Genomic DNA, 16,152 nt, shown 5'->3' on the forward strand with positions numbered 1-16,152 from the left:
CCATCTACATGACGCTAAACGAAAAGAGTAATGCATCCTGGCATCAGTATAGATTATCTCGCGATGGGATGTTCTCCTTGCTGAAACGGTGCTCACATTCCAGCGTGTCACCGAGAAAATTCAGGTAAAACGCCTTGGTTTTGTCCCCCGAAAAGACATGCGCCATAGGAATGGTGGAGAAGAACGTTGTCATCGTTGAGTTCAATGCGACGTTAGCGGCAGCCGATATGGATATCGACCGCCTCGGGGCCGGTATAGGTTTCGAAGTCGGTCAGGAAGCGGCGTTCGATTTCCGGGTGTTGCTCGAAGTAGGCCCAGATGGCTTGCCAGCCTGCGATAACCGCCGCCGGCATGGCGCCACGGGCCTGGAACACCAGATAGCGGCCGGGTTGGATGTGCAAACCGCTCTCTGCCGCGCTGCCGGCGGTGACGTCAAATGGCCCGCCGGCGTCGGAGGCGTAGTTGGAGTAGACCCCATAGACCGGCGTGGCGGGCGAGGTGGCGAAAAAGTCTGACCACAGCGCCGGGATTTTTGCCGTCTCGGGCCGGGTTTCGTCCTGATTGGTGGTTCTGACCGTTTGGCCGGCGACGTAAAAGCCGGGCAGCTGTACCACGAGAGGTTGCATACTGGAAATGCCTTTTAACCGTTCTGAACGAGAAGCCTAAAGGTAGCAAAGGCTTTCCGGATCCGCCAGACAGGGCCCCCGCAGACGCGGAGGCCGATCGCATCAAGCGCCCAAACCGCCAAGGCACAGGTATTTGATCTCGAGATAGTCCTCGATGCCGTATTTTGAGCCTTCGCGGCCCAAACCGGAGTGCTTCATGCCGCCGAACGGTGCCACCTCGGTGGAAATCAGCCCTTCGTTGATGCCGACGATGCCGTACTCCAGCGCTTCGGCCACGCGCATCACCCGGCCGATGTCGCGGCTGTAGAAGTAAGCGGCCAGGCCGAACGGCGTGTCGTTGGCCAGTTCGATGGCTTCCGCTTCCTGGCTGAAGCGGATCAGGGGCGCTACCGGGCCGAACGTCTCCTCGCGGAAGATTTTCGCCGTGCGCGGCACATCGGTCAGGATGGTCGGGGTGAAGAAATTGCCGCCCAGCGCGTCAGGCTTGCCGCCCAGCAGCACCGATGCGCCGTGCTCGACGGCGTCGGCGATATGTTCGCGCACTTTCTCCACCGCGTCCGGGTTAATCAACGGGCCGATGGTGACGCCGTCATCCAGGCCGTTGCCGACTTTCAGCTTGGCGACGGCGGCTTTCAGTTTGGCGGCGAAGGCGTCGTACACGCCGTCCTGCACCAGAAAACGGTTGGTGCAGACGCAGGTCTGGCCGGCGTTGCGGTATTTCGAGGCGACCGCGCCGGCCACGGCGGCGTCCAGATCCGCGTCGTCGAACACGATAAACGGCGCGTTGCCGCCCAGCTCCATGCTGGTTTTCTTGATGGTGGGCGCACACTGGGCCAGCAGCTGCGCGCCGACTTCGGTGCTGCCGGTGAAGGAGAGTTTACGCACGTCCGGGTTGGCGGTGAGCTCGCCGCCGATGCCTTTGCTGGGGCCGGTGATCACGTTGCACACCCCGGCGGGCAGCCCGGCGCGCTCCGCCAGCACGGCGATCGCCAGCGCCGAGAACGGGGTCTGGCTGGCGGGGCGGATCACCCCGGTACAGCCCGCCGCCCAGCCGGGGCCGGCTTTGCGGGTGATCATCGCCGCCGGAAAATTCCACGGGGTGATGGCGGCGAACACGCCGATCGGCTCTTTCTGCACGATGATGCGGCGGCCCGCCTGGGGCTGTGGAATGGTGTCGCCGTAGACCCGCTTGCCTTCCTCGGCGAACCATTCGATAAAGGAGGCGGCATAGGCGATCTCACCGCGGCTTTCAGCCAGCGGTTTACCCTGTTCCGCCGTCATGATGCGCGCCAGATCCTCCTGATTTTCCATCATCAGCTCAAACAGCCGCCGCAGTTTGCCGGCGCGCTCTTTGGCGGTCAGCGCACGCCAGGCGGGCAGCGCCTTCTTGGCGGCGGCGATGGCGCGCGCGGTTTTTTCGGCGCCGAAGGCCGGCACATGGCCAACCAGCTCGCCGTTGGCGGGGTTATGGATGGCGATCGCGTGGCCTGCTTTGGCCGGCAACCATTGCCCGTCGATGTAATTGGCCTCGCGGAACAGCGAGGGGTCCTTGAGGGTAGCGCTGATGCTGGTGCTCATTAGTCTCTTCCTTTGCTGAGTTCAACAGAATGGTCTATCCCATACGGCTACCCTTTACCCTAGCAAACTTTGCCGTCGCCGTTTGCCAGCGTGGCGACAAGATGAGCGTTTTCTTCATGCGCACCTTCTGTACAAAAAATATCCGCCGTCGGGCCGATACTGAAAGAGCAGGCATATGACCCTTTTCGATGTGATTAAAAGGAGTGTGCGAATGATGAAATCAGTGGACAGACATCTCGCGGCCTACGGCAGCGAAATGGATTTTTTGGCGTCGAGTATCGCCCTGATGGAATGGCAAGGGCGGCAGATTGACGCCGGGCAGGTGGCCGGCAATATGTCGGAACAGCAAAGCCGCCTGTTCTTTGCGCGGTTGCGTTATTTTCGTCAGCTTTATCAGGCCGCAGCGGCGGCCGAACACAGCCTGTAATTTCCCGATTCAGCCCCGCCGCAGCGGGGCTTTTCATTTCAGCGGTGCCACACTCCGGTCGCCAGCGTCGCGGGCGAATACTCAAGATCGCGTCCCCGCCACGGCAGCGCCGCCGCAAAGCGCCAGGCGCGGTGAACGTCAAACCGCCAATAGCGTTCCGCCCCTTCAACGCCGGGATCCCCTTGCGTCTGCCAGAGGATCTGCGTTTTTCCTTGCAGGTGCAGCACGTCGCCGCGATCGAAATCGATGAACAGCAGCGCCGCCCGCGGTTCGGCCAGCAGGTTGCCCAACGTATTCATATAACGGTTGCCGCGAAAGTCCGGCATCCACAGCCTGTCGCCTTCCAGATGGATAAAACCGGGCCGCCCGCCGCGATGGGAAATATCGACGCCGCCCTGCGCCAGTTCCAGGTGCGCGCCGCTGGCGACGAAGCTGGTGTCCGCGGTGCGGATCAGCGCCTGCGCCGCCGCATCGAGCGACGCTAAATGCTCAACCGGCTGTGGCCGGCTCTCCATCGGGTAGAGTTCGCGGCGCTGAATGTACTGCGGGCAGTTGCCGAAGCTTTGGTGAACGACGATCTCCACCCGGTTTTTATCGGTGCGGCCGACGGTGCCGTTGGCGCGGTTGCGCCGCCGGTTGCTGAAGTCGAGCCCGAGCGCGCCGACCGGTTTGCCGGGCAGCAACAGCGCCTGGGCGGGATCGTCGCTGCGGCGCGGCGCGCTGATGCGCAGGTGCGTGTCATCCGGCGTGCGTAAAAATCCGGGCGGGCCGCTGAACAGGGTGGCGATGGGCCAGCCCTGGTCGTCCAGCGTGGCGACAAACAGGTAGGGCAGCGCGGCGAAAAACGCGCGGTGCTGATCCGGCATCGCGGGGTAGATGCCGCCGCCCACGCGATCGAAACCGGCCAGCGTCTGTGCGCGCAGCTCATCGGGATGGAACAGTTGCGGGATCATGGCGTCAGCTCGCCGCCGGTGCCGGCAGGGCCGGCATGGCGAAGAAGCCGGGCAGTGCAGCGATGCGCGCCGTCCAGCGACGTATCGCAGGATAAGGCGACAGCGAAATGCCGCCCTCGGCCGCGACCGCCACGTAGCTGTGGCAGGCCAGATCGGCGATGGTGGGGTGTTCACCGGCCAGGTAGTCGCGCTCGCTCAGGTGCTGCTCCATCTGCGGCAGAAAACGATCGCTGATTGCCCGCGCCGCCTGATAATCCTCCGGCACGGCGAATTGGGCAATCAGTCGGCAGGCCGCCGGGCCGTAGCGAACTTCACCGGCGGCTTTGGAAAGCCAGGCCTGCACCCGCGCCGCCGCGGCCGGCTGTTCCGGCAGCCAGTGGCTGTCCGGCGCATAGCGCTTCACCAGATAGACCAGAATGGCGTTGCTGTCGGCCAGCGTCAGATCGCCATCCTGCAAGACCGGGATCTGGCCGAATGGGTTGAGCCGGCGGAAGGCTGCGCTCTGCCGTACGTCCGCCGAGGCTTCGACCCATGCATAGGGCAGCGCCAGCATGCGCAGCAGCAACGCCACGCGATGAACGTGGCCGGAAAGCGGGGTGCCGTAGAGTGTGATGGTGGACATGGCGTTTCTCCTCTGTGCTTTTTGTCAGCATACTCTTGCGTTGAATGAGCGAAATCCGGCAATGTGGAAATTGATAATTTCATTTTTCGGAAGAATCTATGGATCGGTTAGACGAGTTGGCAATCTTCGTGGCGGTGGTGCAGCAGGGCAGCCTGGCGGCGGCCGGGCGCAAACTGCGGCGTTCGGCGCCGGCGATCACCCGGGCCATCGCCGCGCTGGAACAGCGTTTCGGCACCCGATTGGTGGAGCGCACCACCCGGCGGCTGGCGCCCACCGAAGCGGGTGTGCGGCTGTTGGAGCGCGCGCAACAGCTGCTGCAGGATTATCAGGCGGTGGTGCAGGATACCGCCGAAGCGCAGCTGAGCGGCTTGCTGCGCGTTACTTCGCCGGTGCAGTTCGGCCGCCGGTACGTGGCGCCGGTGGTGATGGCATTTCTCGATGATTACCCGCAGATGCAGATCGAAATGGTGTTGAACGATCGCAATCTCGATCTGATTGACGAAGGGCTGGATATCGCGGTGCGCATCGGTCATCTGCAGGACTCTTCCCGCGTGGCGCGGCGGCTGGGGCAGGTCAGCCGGGTGACGGTCGCCAGCCCGGATTACTTGGCGCGCTGCGGTGAGCCGCGATCGCCGGCGCAGCTGGCGGAGCACGCCACCATCGTCGGCACCCAGCGGCCGTCGCTGCGTGAATGGCGCTTCGGCCCGCAGGAAAACGGCGAGCGCGTGCGATTGGCCCCCCGGCTGTTGCTCAACGACGTGGAAGCGCAGCTGCTGGCGGTGCGTGCCGGCAAGGGCATCGCCCGGCTGCTCTCGTATCAGGTGGCGGACGATGTGGCCGCCGGTACGCTGGTGCGGCTGTTGACGGACCATGAACCGTTGCCGATGCCGGTGCAGCTGGTGGCGCAGCAGGCGCAGCGCATGCCGCTGAAGGTGCGCGCCTTTTGGGATTATGCGTTTGAGCGGCTAAGCGCATTGCCGCAAATTCAGCCGGACGGGCGGGGAAAATAAGCGCAAAAAGTTTCATGGGTTAAACTTTTTCGCTGCCGGTGTTGTTTTATTTTACCGGGCGCGCATTGCTGATAGACCCGTCTTGACAATAATGTTGCGGGTGCTAATAGTTAATTCATATCTTAAATAATAAACGAAGTTTAATATATGAAACAACTTGCGGGGCGCTATGACAACGGCGCTACGGTGGATAATGAAGACGCTATTTTGGCTTCATTTCAGAACCGTAGCGCGGCTATTTATCATCAGACAAAACATGAAAAGAATATTGCGTATGGCGAAAGCGAACGCGAGACGATGGATTGGCTCTATTCTGCAAAGCAGCACCAGGGGACGTTAATTTTTATTCACGGCGGCTATTGGCAATTCTGCGACAAGGCGGATTTCGCCTTTATCGCCGCCGGGCCGTTGGCGTTGGGTTTTGACGTGGTGCTGGTGGAATATACGCTGGCGCCGGCGGTTAATCTTGACGCTATTTGTCGCCAGGTGGGGGCGGCGCTTGATGCTATTCAGCGCCGTCTGCCGCCGCACTATGCCCATCCGGTGCATCTGTGCGGCCATTCCGCCGGCGGGCATCTGGCGGCGTTTTGGCAGCAGCATGCGTTGGTGGAGGCGGTCTTTCCCATCAGCGGCCTGTTCGAACTGGCGCCGCTGCAAGAGAGCTATGTCAATCGGGCGCTGCAGCTGACCGCGCGGCAGATTGAAACGCTAAGCCCGGCGCGCCACCCGCCGACGCGCAGTAAGCCGCTCACGCTGTATTACGGCGCGGCTGAGCTGCCGGAGTTGATCGGTCAGTCGCAACACTATCACGCGGCGCTGCGCCAACGCGGGTTGCCGGCCGAACTGGTCGCGGTGCCCGGCGCCAATCATTTCACCATTCTGGATGCGTTGTTCGCCGCCGGTGGCGCGCTGCTTCGCCAACTTGACCACTACGGAAACCACTGACATGCGCGAGATCGTAGAGACCGGGCTGCCGGACATCGGCCAGCCTTTTTCCTGGGCCACCCGGGGCGGTGGCATGCTGTTTACCGCCCACGGCCCGGTGCGGGCGGACGGCAGCATCGAGACCGGCACGCCGGAGCAACAGATTGCGTTAACCTTCGATAACCTGGCGCAGACGTTGAAGGCGGCGGGCAGCCACAGCGATAAGGTACTGCAGGTGATCGTTTATCTTACCGACGTCAACGACGTTAAATTGCTCGATGATATTTACCGGAAACACTTTAATTATCCTTATCCCAATCGTTCCACGGTTATTGTCGAAAAACTGGTGGTGCCGGGAATGAAAATAGAAATCACCGTCAGCGCCATCGCCTGATTTAATTTTTATTAAGTCCGTCTTCATATTAATTCAATAACGAGTTAAGGATGCGTCATGTTTAAACAGATTGCACCTTCTGCAGCCGATCCTATTATGTCGCTGATGGAAGCCTATTTGCAGGACCCCAATCCGAAAAAAGTGAATTTAGGCATTGGGCTCTATTACGACCGGCAGGGGAATATTCCGCTGATGCAGGCGGTGGAGGCCGCCGAGCAGCGGTTGCTGGCGCTGCGTCGCCCGCACGGTTATCCGCCGATCGAAGGTTCGCCACAGTTCGCTCGCCAGGTGCAGGCGCTGCTGTTCGGCGAGCAACAGGCGGCCGAAATCGCCACGGTGCAGACCGTCGGCGGTTCCGGTGCGCTAAAGCTGGCGGCGGATTTTTTGCGCCACTTTCTGGCACGCGGTGAAATTTGGGTGTCCGATCCCACCTGGGCCAATCACTGGGCGATATTTGGAGGCGCCGGGTTGCAGGTGAATACCTATCCCTACTTTGACGAAGCGGCGGGCGGCCTGCGTTTCGCCGCCATGCTCGACGCGCTGGACAGTCTGCCGCCCGGCAGCGTAGTCCTGTTGCATCCTTGCTGCCATAACCCGACCGGCACCGATCTGACGGCGGAGCAGTGGCGTGCCACGCTCGCCGTGCTGCAGCGGCGTAAGCTGCTGCCGCTGTTCGATATCGCCTATCAGGGCTTCGGCGACGGGCTGGAGGAGGATGGCTTTGCGTTGCGCGAAGCGCTGAAAACCGATCTGCCGTTTTTGGTCTGCAACTCGTTTTCCAAAAACGTGGCTCTGTACGGCCAGCGGTTGGGCGCGCTGTCGGTGCGCTGCGCTGATGCGGAAAACGCCGCCAACGTCAAAGGCGCGTTAAAAACGCTGATCCGCCGCAGCTACTCCTGCCCGCCGACGCACGGCAGCCAGATCGTGGAAACCCTGCTCGGCGACGCCGAACTCGGTGCGCTTTGGCGCAATGAGCTGGCGGAAATGCGCGTGCGCATCAAGCAGATGCGTGAGCAGCTGGCCGCCGGCCTGGCGCGGGGCGGCTCTTCGCTGGATCACCGGCGCATACGCGATCAGCGCGGCATGTTCAGCTATACCGGCCTGAACGAAGCGCAGCTGCAGACCCTGCGGCAGCGCTACGCCATCTATCTGGTTTCGCCCGGCCGCATGTGCCTGCCGGGACTCAACCCCGGCAATATCGACTACGTGACCGCCGCCATTCTCGGCGTCACCCGTACCGCCTAACTTCGCTCGGGAACACAGCCATGCCACAGATGAATGATTTTGAGCATATCGCCCGCCGTCAGGGCGGGTTGAACAAGCATCTTACCGCCGGGCAGATGTCGATGCTGGCGATCGGCGGCGCCATCGGCACCGGGCTGTTTCTCGGCAGCGCCTACGCCATTCAGATGGCGGGGCCGTCGGTATTGCTGAGCTACTTGATCGGCGGCGTTATTGCACTGCTGTTGATGGGCAGCCTGGCGGAAATGACCTCCGAGCACCCGACGCCCGGCTCGTTCGGCGACTACGCCGAATTCTATCTCGGCCCGCTGTTCGGTTTTCTGGTGCGTTATTCCTACTGGTCTTGCGTGGTGCTGGCGGTGGGCACTGAAGTTACCGCCATCGGCATGTACATGCAGTTCTGGTTCCCGGCGACGCCGACCTGGCCGTGGGTGCTGCTGTTCTCGGCGGCGGTGATCGTCGTCAACGTGATCGGCGTGAAGTCGTTCGGCCAAGTGGAATACGCGCTGTCCACCGTCAAAGTGACGGCGATCGTGGCGTTCATTCTGATCGGCATCGGCATTCTGGCGTTCTCGGGCAACCCGGCCTACGGCCTGCGCAACCTGACCGCCGGCGGCTTCATGCCGTTTGGCGTCAAGGGCATGTGGTTCGCGGTGATCGTGTCCATCTTCAGCTACCTGAGCATTGAAATGATCGCGGTGGCCGCCGGCGAGGCGAAAAATCCGGTGATTGCGGTGAAGGCGGCGTTCAAGGGCACCATCGTGCGGCTGTTTATCTTCTACATGCTGTCGATTGCCCTGATGTTGGCCATTGTGCCCTGGCGGCAGTCCGGCACCGGCGAAAGCCCGTTCCTGATGGCGATGAACGTGATCCATCTGCCCGCCGCCGCCGGTATTTTCAACTTTATCGTGCTGGTGGCGGTGCTGTCGGCGATGAACAGCCAGCTGTATATTACCACCCGCATGATGTTTTCGCTGTCGCGCGCCGGTCAGGCGCCGGCGGCGTTGGGGCGCGTCAGCCGGCGCGGCATTCCGGTCAATGCGCTGGCGATGTCGTGTATCGGCATCGTGGTGTCTATCGTACTGAGCCTGGTGGCGCCGGAAACGTCGTTCGCCGCCATGATGTCTATCTCGGTGTATGGCGCCTGCTTTACCTGGCTGATGATTTTCGTCACCCACCTGTTCTTCCGCCGCCGGCACCGGCAGACCCACCTGAAGTTCCGCATGTGGGGATTCCCCTATACCACCTTGCTGGGTGCCGGGCTGATGGCGGCGCTGATGATCTCGACGGCGTTTACCGAATTCTTCCACATGACGCTGTGGTTCGGTATTCCGTTCACCTTGCTGCTGGTGGTGGCTTATCACGTCCAGAGCCGCCGCGCGGCCGTGCCGTCGCCGTTCAAGGCACCGGAGGTGGAGTAATGAGGGGGAGGAGCTGAGGCCGCGCCTCAGCCCCGGGGATTACAGCTGGCTTTTCGGGATCAGGTGGTCGCCGAAGCTCAGGCGTTGGCGGCCCGGTTCGATTTCGGTCAGCGGCGCCACTTCGTGCAGCGAGGATTTGCAGCGCTGTACCAGATCCTGATACTCGCGGGTGCCGGCGATCTTCCAGGCCAGCTCCTGTTCGGTCAGATCGCGCAGCACGCGCGCCGGGCTGCCGACCACCAGCTTGTTGGCTTCGATCACCGCCGCGGCTTTGACAAACGCCATCGCGCCGACGATGGTGTTCTCGCCGATCTCCGCGCCGTCCATCACCACCGCGTTCATGCCCACCATCGCATTGCGACGAATGCGGCAGCCGTGCAGGATGGCGCCGTGGCCGATATGGCCGTCTTCTTCCACCACCGTGTCCTGCTGCGGGAAGCCGTGCATCACGCAGTTATCCTGAATGTTGGCGCCGTCGCAGATCACCAGGCGGCCAAAATCGCCGCGCAGGCTGGCATTCGGGCCGATGTATACGTGCTTGCCGACGATCACGTCGCCGATCAGCACCGCCGTCGGGTGCACGTAACTGCTGGGGTCGACGACCGGCGTCAGGCCGTCAATCTGATACACAGGCATAGCGTGAGTTCCTTAAAATGTAGGGTCGCGCGGCAGGCCGCCGAAGCGCCGATAATAGCCGGCGGCCGGTGCGGGCAGGGCGCCGATGGTGGTTTCCGCCAGCGCGCTGACGTACTCCGTCGCGGCGCGATCGACCTGCTGATAGAGATTGATGCACAGGTTGCGGGCGATCTGGCCCTCCCACTGCGCGGGCAGCAGCGCGTCCGGCAGCAGCGGATCTTTCAACACCACGCGACGGAAGAAGTGAATCAATAATAGCTTAATCTGGAAACAGCGCAGCGGCGTCAGCGCCGCCGGGTCGACTTCGCGCAGCAGCGCCATCAGCGGCCGGAAGGAGACGATAAATTCGTGATAACCGGCCGCCACTTCGCTTAGCGACCAGCAGTCGGCCACCAATTTCTGCAGGGTTTGCTCGGAGCGGTTGTAGGGGTAATCGGCGCGAAAGTAGATCACCTGCTCGCTGGCGTTCAGCTCGCCGAGCAGCGCCGTCACGTCGGTTTGCGCATGGGTGGGGGCGGCCATCAGGTTGCTGGCGATTTGCCCGAAGCCGAGCCAGCCCAACTCTTTTTTCAGCCGCGCGCGCGCGTTTTTTTCGGCGCTTTCCAGCAGCAACAGCTCCCACTTGCCGTCCCAGGCGGGCTGCTCGCGCAGATAGATTTTCGATTCGGCGTGGCGGAACTGGCGCATCCCTTGCTCGGTCACGCGGTAGAAGCTGCGGCGGCCTATTTTCTCCACCGCCAGCCAACCCTCTTTCTGCAGGCGGAACACCGAGGTGCGCACGAAGCGATCGCCGAAGCCGAAGGCCTCCAGCAGCGCGCTCAGGCTGCCGAGCCACACTTCGCCGCCGCGGTGGCTGAGTGCGTCGCCGTACAACGAAATGATCAGCGAGGTGCCGCTGATCGGCTGCGCGTCGACGGCATGGCGAATGAACTCATCCAGTTTATGTTCCATATTTTTCCATGGGTTAGCCTTCGATGAGCCATAACATTACGCCTAATTTGGGGCGGCGTCATCCGTGACGCCGTGCGCCTCAGCGCGGCCGCAAATCGACCACGCGCTGCGCTTTGCCTTCCGAGCGCGGAATATCGCCGCAGTTGGCGATGCTGACGTCGGTGCTGACGCCCACGATCGATTTGATGTGGTGGCGCAGCTGGTGACAGATGTCGCAACGCTGCTGGTGGCTGAGGCTGAGCGCCGACTCCTTGAGCTCGACGCGCACCGCCAGCGTGTCCAGGTGCCCGCTGCGGCTGACCTGCAGCTGGTAGTGCGGCGACAGCTGCTCGAACTGCATGATCTGCTCTTCCACCTGCGACGGGAAGACGTTGACGCCGCGGATGATCAGCATGTCGTCGGAGCGGCCGGTGATCTTGCCCATGCGGCGCATCTGGCGCGCGTCGCCCGGCAGCAGCCGGGTGAGATCGCGAGTGCGGTAGCGGATCACCGGCAGCGCCTCTTTGGTCAGGGTGGTGAACACCAGTTCGCCGTGCTCGCCGTCCGGCAGGGCGACGCCGGTTTCCGGGCAGATGATCTCCGGCAGGAAGTGGTCTTCCCAAATGGTAGGGCCGCCGCCGCTCTCCAGACACTCCATCGCCACGCCCGGCCCCATCACTTCCGACAGGCCGTAAATATCCAGCGCCTTGATGCCCATGCGGGTTTCGATCTCGTGGCGCAGGGCTTCGGTCCAGGGTTCGGCGCCGAACACGCCGAGCCGCAGCGAGCAGCCGCGCGCGTCGCCGCCCATCTTGCGCTCCAGCTCGTCGATCAGCGTCAGGCAATAGGACGGCGTCACCATGATGATGTCGGGTTTGAAATCGAGGATCAGCTGCGCCTGGCGTTCCGTCTGGCCGCCGGACATCGGGATCACCGTCGCGCCGAGCCGCTCTGCGCCGTAGTGCGCGCCGAGGCCGCCGGTGAACAGGCCGTAACCGTAGGCGACGTGCACCTTGTCTTTGGCGGTGGCGCCGCCGGCGCGCAGACAGCGGGCGACGATATCGGCCCAGTTATCGATGTCGCGCTGGGTGTAACCCACCACCGTCGGGCGGCCGGTGGTGCCCGAGGAGGCGTGGATGCGCACCACCTGTTCCATCGGCACCGCGAAGGTGTCGAACGGGTAGTTGTCGCGCAGATCCTGCTTGGTGGTGTAGGGGAAGCGCGCCAGATCGCTCAGCTGTTTGAGATCGTCGGGGTGCACGCCGGCCTGGTCGAACTTGCGTTTGTACATCGGCACATTGTCGTAGGCGTGGTGCAGCGTCCACTTCAGACGCGTCAGCTGCAACGCTTCAATCTCATCGCGCGAGGCGAATTCGATCGTTTCGAGGGGCTGTGGATTTATTGTCATGGTTAGCCTCAGGGGGTCAGACACGCTCAATGATCATGGCGATGCCTTGGCCGACGCCGATGCACATGGTGCAAAGCGCGTAGCGGCCGGCTCGCCGTTCCAGTTCAAACAGGGCGGCCAGCGCCAGGCGCGCGCCGCTCATGCCCAGCGGATGCCCCAGGGCGATCGCGCCGCCGTTGGGGTTGACCTGCGGGGCATCGTCCGGCAGGCCAAGCTGGCGCATCACCGCCAACGCCTGGGCGGCGAACGCTTCGTTCAGTTCGATAACGTCCATCTGCGCCAGGCTCAGCCCGGCGATTTCCAGCACCTTGCGGGTGGCCGGCAGCGGGCCGATGCCCATCAGCCGCGGCTCCACGCCGCAGGTGGCGGTGGCGACGATGCGCGCGCGCGGCGTCAGCCCCTGGCGCGCCGCCATCGCTTCGGAGGCGACGATCAGGGCCGCCGCACCGTCGTTCAGGCCCGAGGCGTTGCCGGCGGTGACGCTGCCGGGCTGACGGAACGGGGTTTTCAGCGCCTGCAGCTGATCAAAGGTGGTGTCGGGGCGCGGGTGTTCATCCTGGCTGAACAGCGTCACCGCGCCTTTTTTGCCGGTGAGGCTGACCGGGGCTATCTCCTGCGCCAGGTGGCCCAACGCCTGCGCCCGAGCGGCGCGCTGCTGGCTGCGCAGCGCAAAGGCGTCCTGATCGGCACGGCTGATGTTGAACTGTGCCGCGACGTTTTCGGCGGTCTCCGGCATCGAATCGGTGCCGAACTCGGCCTGCATCCGCGGATTGACGAAGCGCCAGCCGAGGGTGGTGTCGTACAGCTGCGCCTGGCGGCTGAAGGCGCTGTCTGCCTTGCCCATCACCAGCGGCGCACGGGTCATCGATTCCGCGCCGCCCGCCAGCAGCAGCCCGGCGTCACCGGCTTTGATGCTGCGCGCCGCCATCGCCAGCGCATCCAGGCCCGAACCGCACAGGCGGTTCACCGTGGTACCGGACACGCCGACCGGCACTCCGGCCAGCAGCAGCGCCATGCGTGCCAGGTTGCGGTTGTCTTCTCCGGCCTGGTTGGCGCAGCCGAGGATCACGTCGTCCAGCTGCGCCCAATCTACCTGCGGATGGCGTTCCAACAGCACGCGCAGCGGCAGGGCGGCGAGGTCGTCGGCGCGCACCTGGGCCAGCGCGCCGCCATAGCGGCCGATCGGGGTACGCACGCCGTCGCAGATAAATGCCTGATTCATGCCTGATCTCCTAAAATGCTGTGGCCGAGGCGGTGCGCGCGGCCGCGGAACCAGGCGACGGTTTTGCCCCGTTGGTTAACGATTTCGACGTCATACAGCCCGGTGGTTTTGCCCTGATGGCGCATCTCCGCGCTGGCGGTGAGGCGATCGCCGGCCAGCGCCGGGCGGACGAAGTCGATGCTGCAGCCGGAGGCCACCGCCGCCAACCCCTGGCTGTTGCAGGCGTAGGCGAAGGCGGTGTCCGCCAGGCTGAACAGCTGGCCGCCGTGGCAGGTCTGGTGGCCGTTGAGCATCTGCGGGCCGACGGTCATGCTGACCTGAGCGTATCCGGCGTCGACGGCATCGATGTGCATCCCCATCGCCTGAGCGCAGGTATCTTGCTGAAACATCTGTTCGGCGCAGCGCTGAGCCAGCGCGCGCGGCGTATTGGCGTTCATCGTTCGGCTCCTGGGAAAGAGGCGGGGGAAGCGTAGCGGCGCAGCAGCGGCATCGGGCGATAGCGCGCTTCGCCGTAATAGCGTTGCAGGTTTTCCAGCGTCGCCAGAATGTGGCGCCAGCCGAGCGCGGCGCCCCAGGCCAGCGGGCCGCGCGGATAGTTGACGCCGCGCAGCATCGCCAGATCGGTATCTTCGGCGCTGGCGACGCCTTTGTTCACCACGTCGAGCGCTTCGTTGGCCAGCATGGCCAGGGTGCGCATCGTCAGCAGGCCGGGGTAATCCGGCAACGGAATGACCTGCTTGCCGAGGGACTGCAGCAGGCGAATCGCTTTGGCATTGTGTTGCGCATCGTTTTGCGCCGCGCAGCTGATGGCGATGGCGGAGGCGTGCGCATAGTCGGCACAGAGATCGAACAGCACCACGGGCGTTCCACGTTCGTCGGCCCGTTGGCCGGCGGTTTTACCATTGGTTAACATCAGTGTAACGTTGTCGATCGTGACGTGTGGGCTGGTCTGGCCAGGTTGTTTGATCGCCCCCGCATTTTCGCTTAACAGCTGCGCCAAATCGGCCAGCGAAGACCAGTCGCCGTGCAGCGTAACGCGTTGCGGCAGTGCGGCCTGCGCCGGTGGCGCAAAGGCGATCGCGGCGGCGGATCGCGGCGCGTCGTAGCGGTAGAAACCGCGGCCGGATTTACGGCCGAGGTGCCCGGCGGCCACCAACTCCTGCTGCACCAGTGAGGGAGTGAAACGCGGATCCTGATAGAAGGCCTGATACACCGAGTCGGTCACGGCGTAATTGACGTCCTGGCCGATCAGATCGGTCAATTGCAGCGGGCCCATGGCGAAGCCGCCGGCGTCGCGCAAGACCGCGTCCAGCGTGGCGGCGTCGGCCACCCGTTCCTCCAGCGCGCGCAGGGTTTCGGCATAGAACGGCCGCGCCACGCGGTTGACGATAAATCCCGGCGTCGATCGGCACACGACGCTCTGCTTACCCCAGCGCTGCGCCAGGGCCTGCAGCGCGGCGAGGGTCTCGGCGCCGGTCTCCAGGCCGCTGACGATCTCCACCAGTTTCATCAGCGGCGCCGGGTTGAAGAAGTGCAGCCCGGCCATGCGTGCCGGGTGTTTCAGTGCCCCGGCGATGGCGGTGATCGACAGCGAAGAGGTATTGCTGGCGAACAGCGTCGTGGGCGAGCAGAGCGCCTCCAGATCGCGGAACAGAGCCTGTTTGATCGCCAAATTTTCCGCCACCGCTTCAATCACCAGCGTGCAGTCGGCCAGCTGCTCGAGCGAGTCGGCGCATTCGAGGCGCGCCAGCAGGGCTTCGGTGGGCGCGGCGTCGGCCTTGCCGTCGTTGACCCGCTGGCGCAGGCGGCGAGCGAGATCGTCGATCGCGCGCTGGGCGGCGGCGGGCGCGATATCGAACAGCCGCACCGGGTGGCCGGCGGCGGCGGCCACCTGGGCAATGCCGATGCCCATGGTGCCGGCGCCGATCACCGCCACCTGGCCGTTAAGAAGGGGCGCGTTCATGGCTATTTCCCGCTGAAGTTTGGCGTGCGTTTGGCAAAGAACGCGCTGACGCCTTCGCGATAGTCGTCGCTGCGGCCGCCCAGGCGCTGCAGATCGCGCTCCAGATCGAGCTGCTGATCGAGGCTGTTGGTGGCCGAACTGTAGAGGGCTTTCTTGATCAGTCCCAGGCCGTAGGTCGGCTGGGTGGCCAGATGGCGCGCCAGCGTTTGCGTGCGGTCGGCCAATTCATCCGCCGGTACCACCTGCCAGATCATGCCCCACGCCAGTGCCTGTTGGGCGCTGATTTTGTCACCCAGCATGGCCATGCCCATCGCGCGGGCGTGGCCGGCCAGCCGCGGCAGGAACCAGCTGCCGCCGGAGTCAGGCACCAGCCCCAGACGGCAGAACGACTGAATGAAGCTGGCATTGTCGGCGGCGATGACGATATCGCACGCCAGGGCCAGCGCGGCGCCGGCGCCGGCCGCCACGCCGTTGACCGCGCACACCACCGGCTTCGGCAGGGCGGTCAGGCGACGGATCAGGGGGTTGTAGAAACGTTCGACCGACAGACCGAGATCCGGCGCCTGTTGATCGGCGCTGACGTTGCGATCGTTGAGATCCTGCCCGGCGCAGAAACCGCGCCCGGCGCCGGCGATCAACAGGCAGCGCACGCTGTCGTCGCGCTCGGCTTGCGTCAGCGCTTCGCTCAGCTGGCGATGCATCTCATCGTTAAAGCTGTTGAGCCGATCCGGCCGGTTGAGGGTCAGCGTCAACACGCCGGCGTTGAGATGGCTGAGAATCAATGCGTTATCCATAA

General features: G+C 63.7%; 18 protein-coding genes. 6 read left to right on the forward strand and 12 right to left on the reverse strand.

The features are described from left to right. Window positions 1-43: 43 nt before the first annotated feature. From HMPREF3138_RS26885 to gabD, 3 genes are all read right to left on the reverse strand, one after another. Window positions 44-193: a glyoxalase superfamily protein gene (locus HMPREF3138_RS26885; protein WP_220035413.1), complete on the reverse strand. Its 150-nt coding sequence runs from the start codon at window positions 191-193 to the stop codon at window positions 44-46. Window positions 194-212: 19 nt separating this feature from the next. Further along, a complete protein-coding gene (locus tag HMPREF3138_RS00665; protein ID WP_038872205.1) occupies window positions 213-626 on the reverse strand; it encodes a GyrI-like domain-containing protein in 414 nt (137 codons plus the stop codon). Window positions 627-728: 102 nt separating this feature from the next. Next, window positions 729-2,204, reverse strand: a complete 1,476-nt coding sequence (gabD, locus tag HMPREF3138_RS00670; RefSeq protein WP_038872203.1) for an NADP-dependent succinate-semialdehyde dehydrogenase — start codon at window positions 2,202-2,204, stop codon at window positions 729-731. 211 nt (window positions 2,205-2,415) lie between these two features. On the opposite strand from gabD, the gene HMPREF3138_RS00675 reads away from it, so the two are divergent. Beyond that, window positions 2,416-2,631, forward strand: coding sequence for a glycogen synthase (locus tag HMPREF3138_RS00675; RefSeq protein ID WP_038872200.1), 216 nt, complete (start codon window positions 2,416-2,418; stop codon window positions 2,629-2,631). 38 nt (window positions 2,632-2,669) lie between these two features. On the opposite strand, the gene HMPREF3138_RS00680 is transcribed toward HMPREF3138_RS00675, so the two are convergent. Then, window positions 2,670-3,584, reverse strand: a complete 915-nt coding sequence (locus tag HMPREF3138_RS00680; protein WP_038872198.1) for a pyridoxamine 5'-phosphate oxidase family protein — start codon at window positions 3,582-3,584, stop codon at window positions 2,670-2,672. 4 nt (window positions 3,585-3,588) lie between these two features. Beyond that, entirely contained in the window at window positions 3,589-4,206 is a 618-nt protein-coding gene (locus HMPREF3138_RS00685; protein ID WP_038872196.1) for a glutathione S-transferase family protein, read from the reverse strand. A gap of 98 nt (window positions 4,207-4,304) precedes the next feature. On the opposite strand from HMPREF3138_RS00685, the gene HMPREF3138_RS00690 reads away from it, so the two are divergent. From HMPREF3138_RS00690 to HMPREF3138_RS00710, 5 genes are all read left to right on the forward strand, one after another. Continuing rightward, complete coding sequence (locus HMPREF3138_RS00690; RefSeq protein ID WP_038872194.1) at window positions 4,305-5,216, forward strand: LysR family transcriptional regulator; 912 nt, start codon at window positions 4,305-4,307, stop codon at window positions 5,214-5,216. Window positions 5,217-5,363: 147 nt separating this feature from the next. After that, a complete protein-coding gene (locus HMPREF3138_RS00695) occupies window positions 5,364-6,161 on the forward strand; it encodes an alpha/beta hydrolase (protein WP_038872191.1) in 798 nt (265 codons plus the stop codon). 1 nt (window position 6,162) lies between these two features. Further along, a complete protein-coding gene (locus HMPREF3138_RS00700; RefSeq protein WP_038872188.1) occupies window positions 6,163-6,534 on the forward strand; it encodes a RidA family protein in 372 nt (123 codons plus the stop codon). 57 nt (window positions 6,535-6,591) lie between these two features. Next, on the forward strand, window positions 6,592-7,779 hold the full coding sequence (locus tag HMPREF3138_RS00705; RefSeq protein ID WP_038872186.1) for an amino acid aminotransferase: 1,188 nt from the start codon (window positions 6,592-6,594) through the stop codon (window positions 7,777-7,779). 20 nt (window positions 7,780-7,799) lie between these two features. Beyond that, entirely contained in the window at window positions 7,800-9,197 is a 1,398-nt protein-coding gene (locus HMPREF3138_RS00710) for an amino acid permease (RefSeq protein WP_038872183.1), read from the forward strand. 39 nt (window positions 9,198-9,236) lie between these two features. On the opposite strand, the gene paaY is transcribed toward HMPREF3138_RS00710, so the two are convergent. The 7 genes from paaY to paaG form a co-directional block, all read right to left on the reverse strand. After that, entirely contained in the window at window positions 9,237-9,833 is a 597-nt protein-coding gene (paaY, locus tag HMPREF3138_RS00715; RefSeq protein ID WP_021505794.1) for a phenylacetic acid degradation protein PaaY, read from the reverse strand. A 12-nt stretch (window positions 9,834-9,845) separates the two neighbouring features. After that, entirely contained in the window at window positions 9,846-10,784 is a 939-nt protein-coding gene (gene paaX / locus HMPREF3138_RS00720; RefSeq protein ID WP_038872178.1) for a phenylacetic acid degradation operon negative regulatory protein PaaX, read from the reverse strand. Window positions 10,785-10,863: 79 nt separating this feature from the next. Continuing rightward, window positions 10,864-12,171: a phenylacetate--CoA ligase PaaK gene (gene paaK, locus HMPREF3138_RS00725; RefSeq protein WP_038872175.1), complete on the reverse strand. Its 1,308-nt coding sequence runs from the start codon at window positions 12,169-12,171 to the stop codon at window positions 10,864-10,866. Window positions 12,172-12,187: 16 nt separating this feature from the next. Then, the gene (gene pcaF, locus HMPREF3138_RS00730) at window positions 12,188-13,393 is read right to left on the reverse strand and encodes a 3-oxoadipyl-CoA thiolase (RefSeq protein ID WP_038872173.1); all 1,206 of its coding nucleotides are present in this window, start codon (window positions 13,391-13,393) and stop codon (window positions 12,188-12,190) included. Beyond that, entirely contained in the window at window positions 13,390-13,830 is a 441-nt protein-coding gene (gene paaI, locus HMPREF3138_RS00735; RefSeq protein ID WP_038872170.1) for a hydroxyphenylacetyl-CoA thioesterase PaaI, read from the reverse strand. Before paaI ends, pcaF begins: the two co-directional genes overlap by 4 nt. Continuing rightward, complete coding sequence (locus tag HMPREF3138_RS00740) at window positions 13,827-15,356, reverse strand: 3-hydroxyacyl-CoA dehydrogenase (protein ID WP_038872167.1); 1,530 nt, start codon at window positions 15,354-15,356, stop codon at window positions 13,827-13,829. The genes paaI and HMPREF3138_RS00740 overlap by 4 nt, the downstream gene beginning before the upstream one ends. Before the next feature lie 2 nt (window positions 15,357-15,358). Continuing rightward, the gene (paaG, locus tag HMPREF3138_RS00745) at window positions 15,359-16,150 is read right to left on the reverse strand and encodes a 2-(1,2-epoxy-1,2-dihydrophenyl)acetyl-CoA isomerase PaaG (protein ID WP_038872164.1); all 792 of its coding nucleotides are present in this window, start codon (window positions 16,148-16,150) and stop codon (window positions 15,359-15,361) included. Between the last annotated feature and the right edge of the window lie 2 nt (window positions 16,151-16,152).

Origin of the sequence: Serratia sp. HMSC15F11 (assembly GCF_001808215.1) — a bacterium.
GTDB lineage: Bacteria > Pseudomonadota > Gammaproteobacteria > Enterobacterales > Enterobacteriaceae > Serratia > Serratia nevei.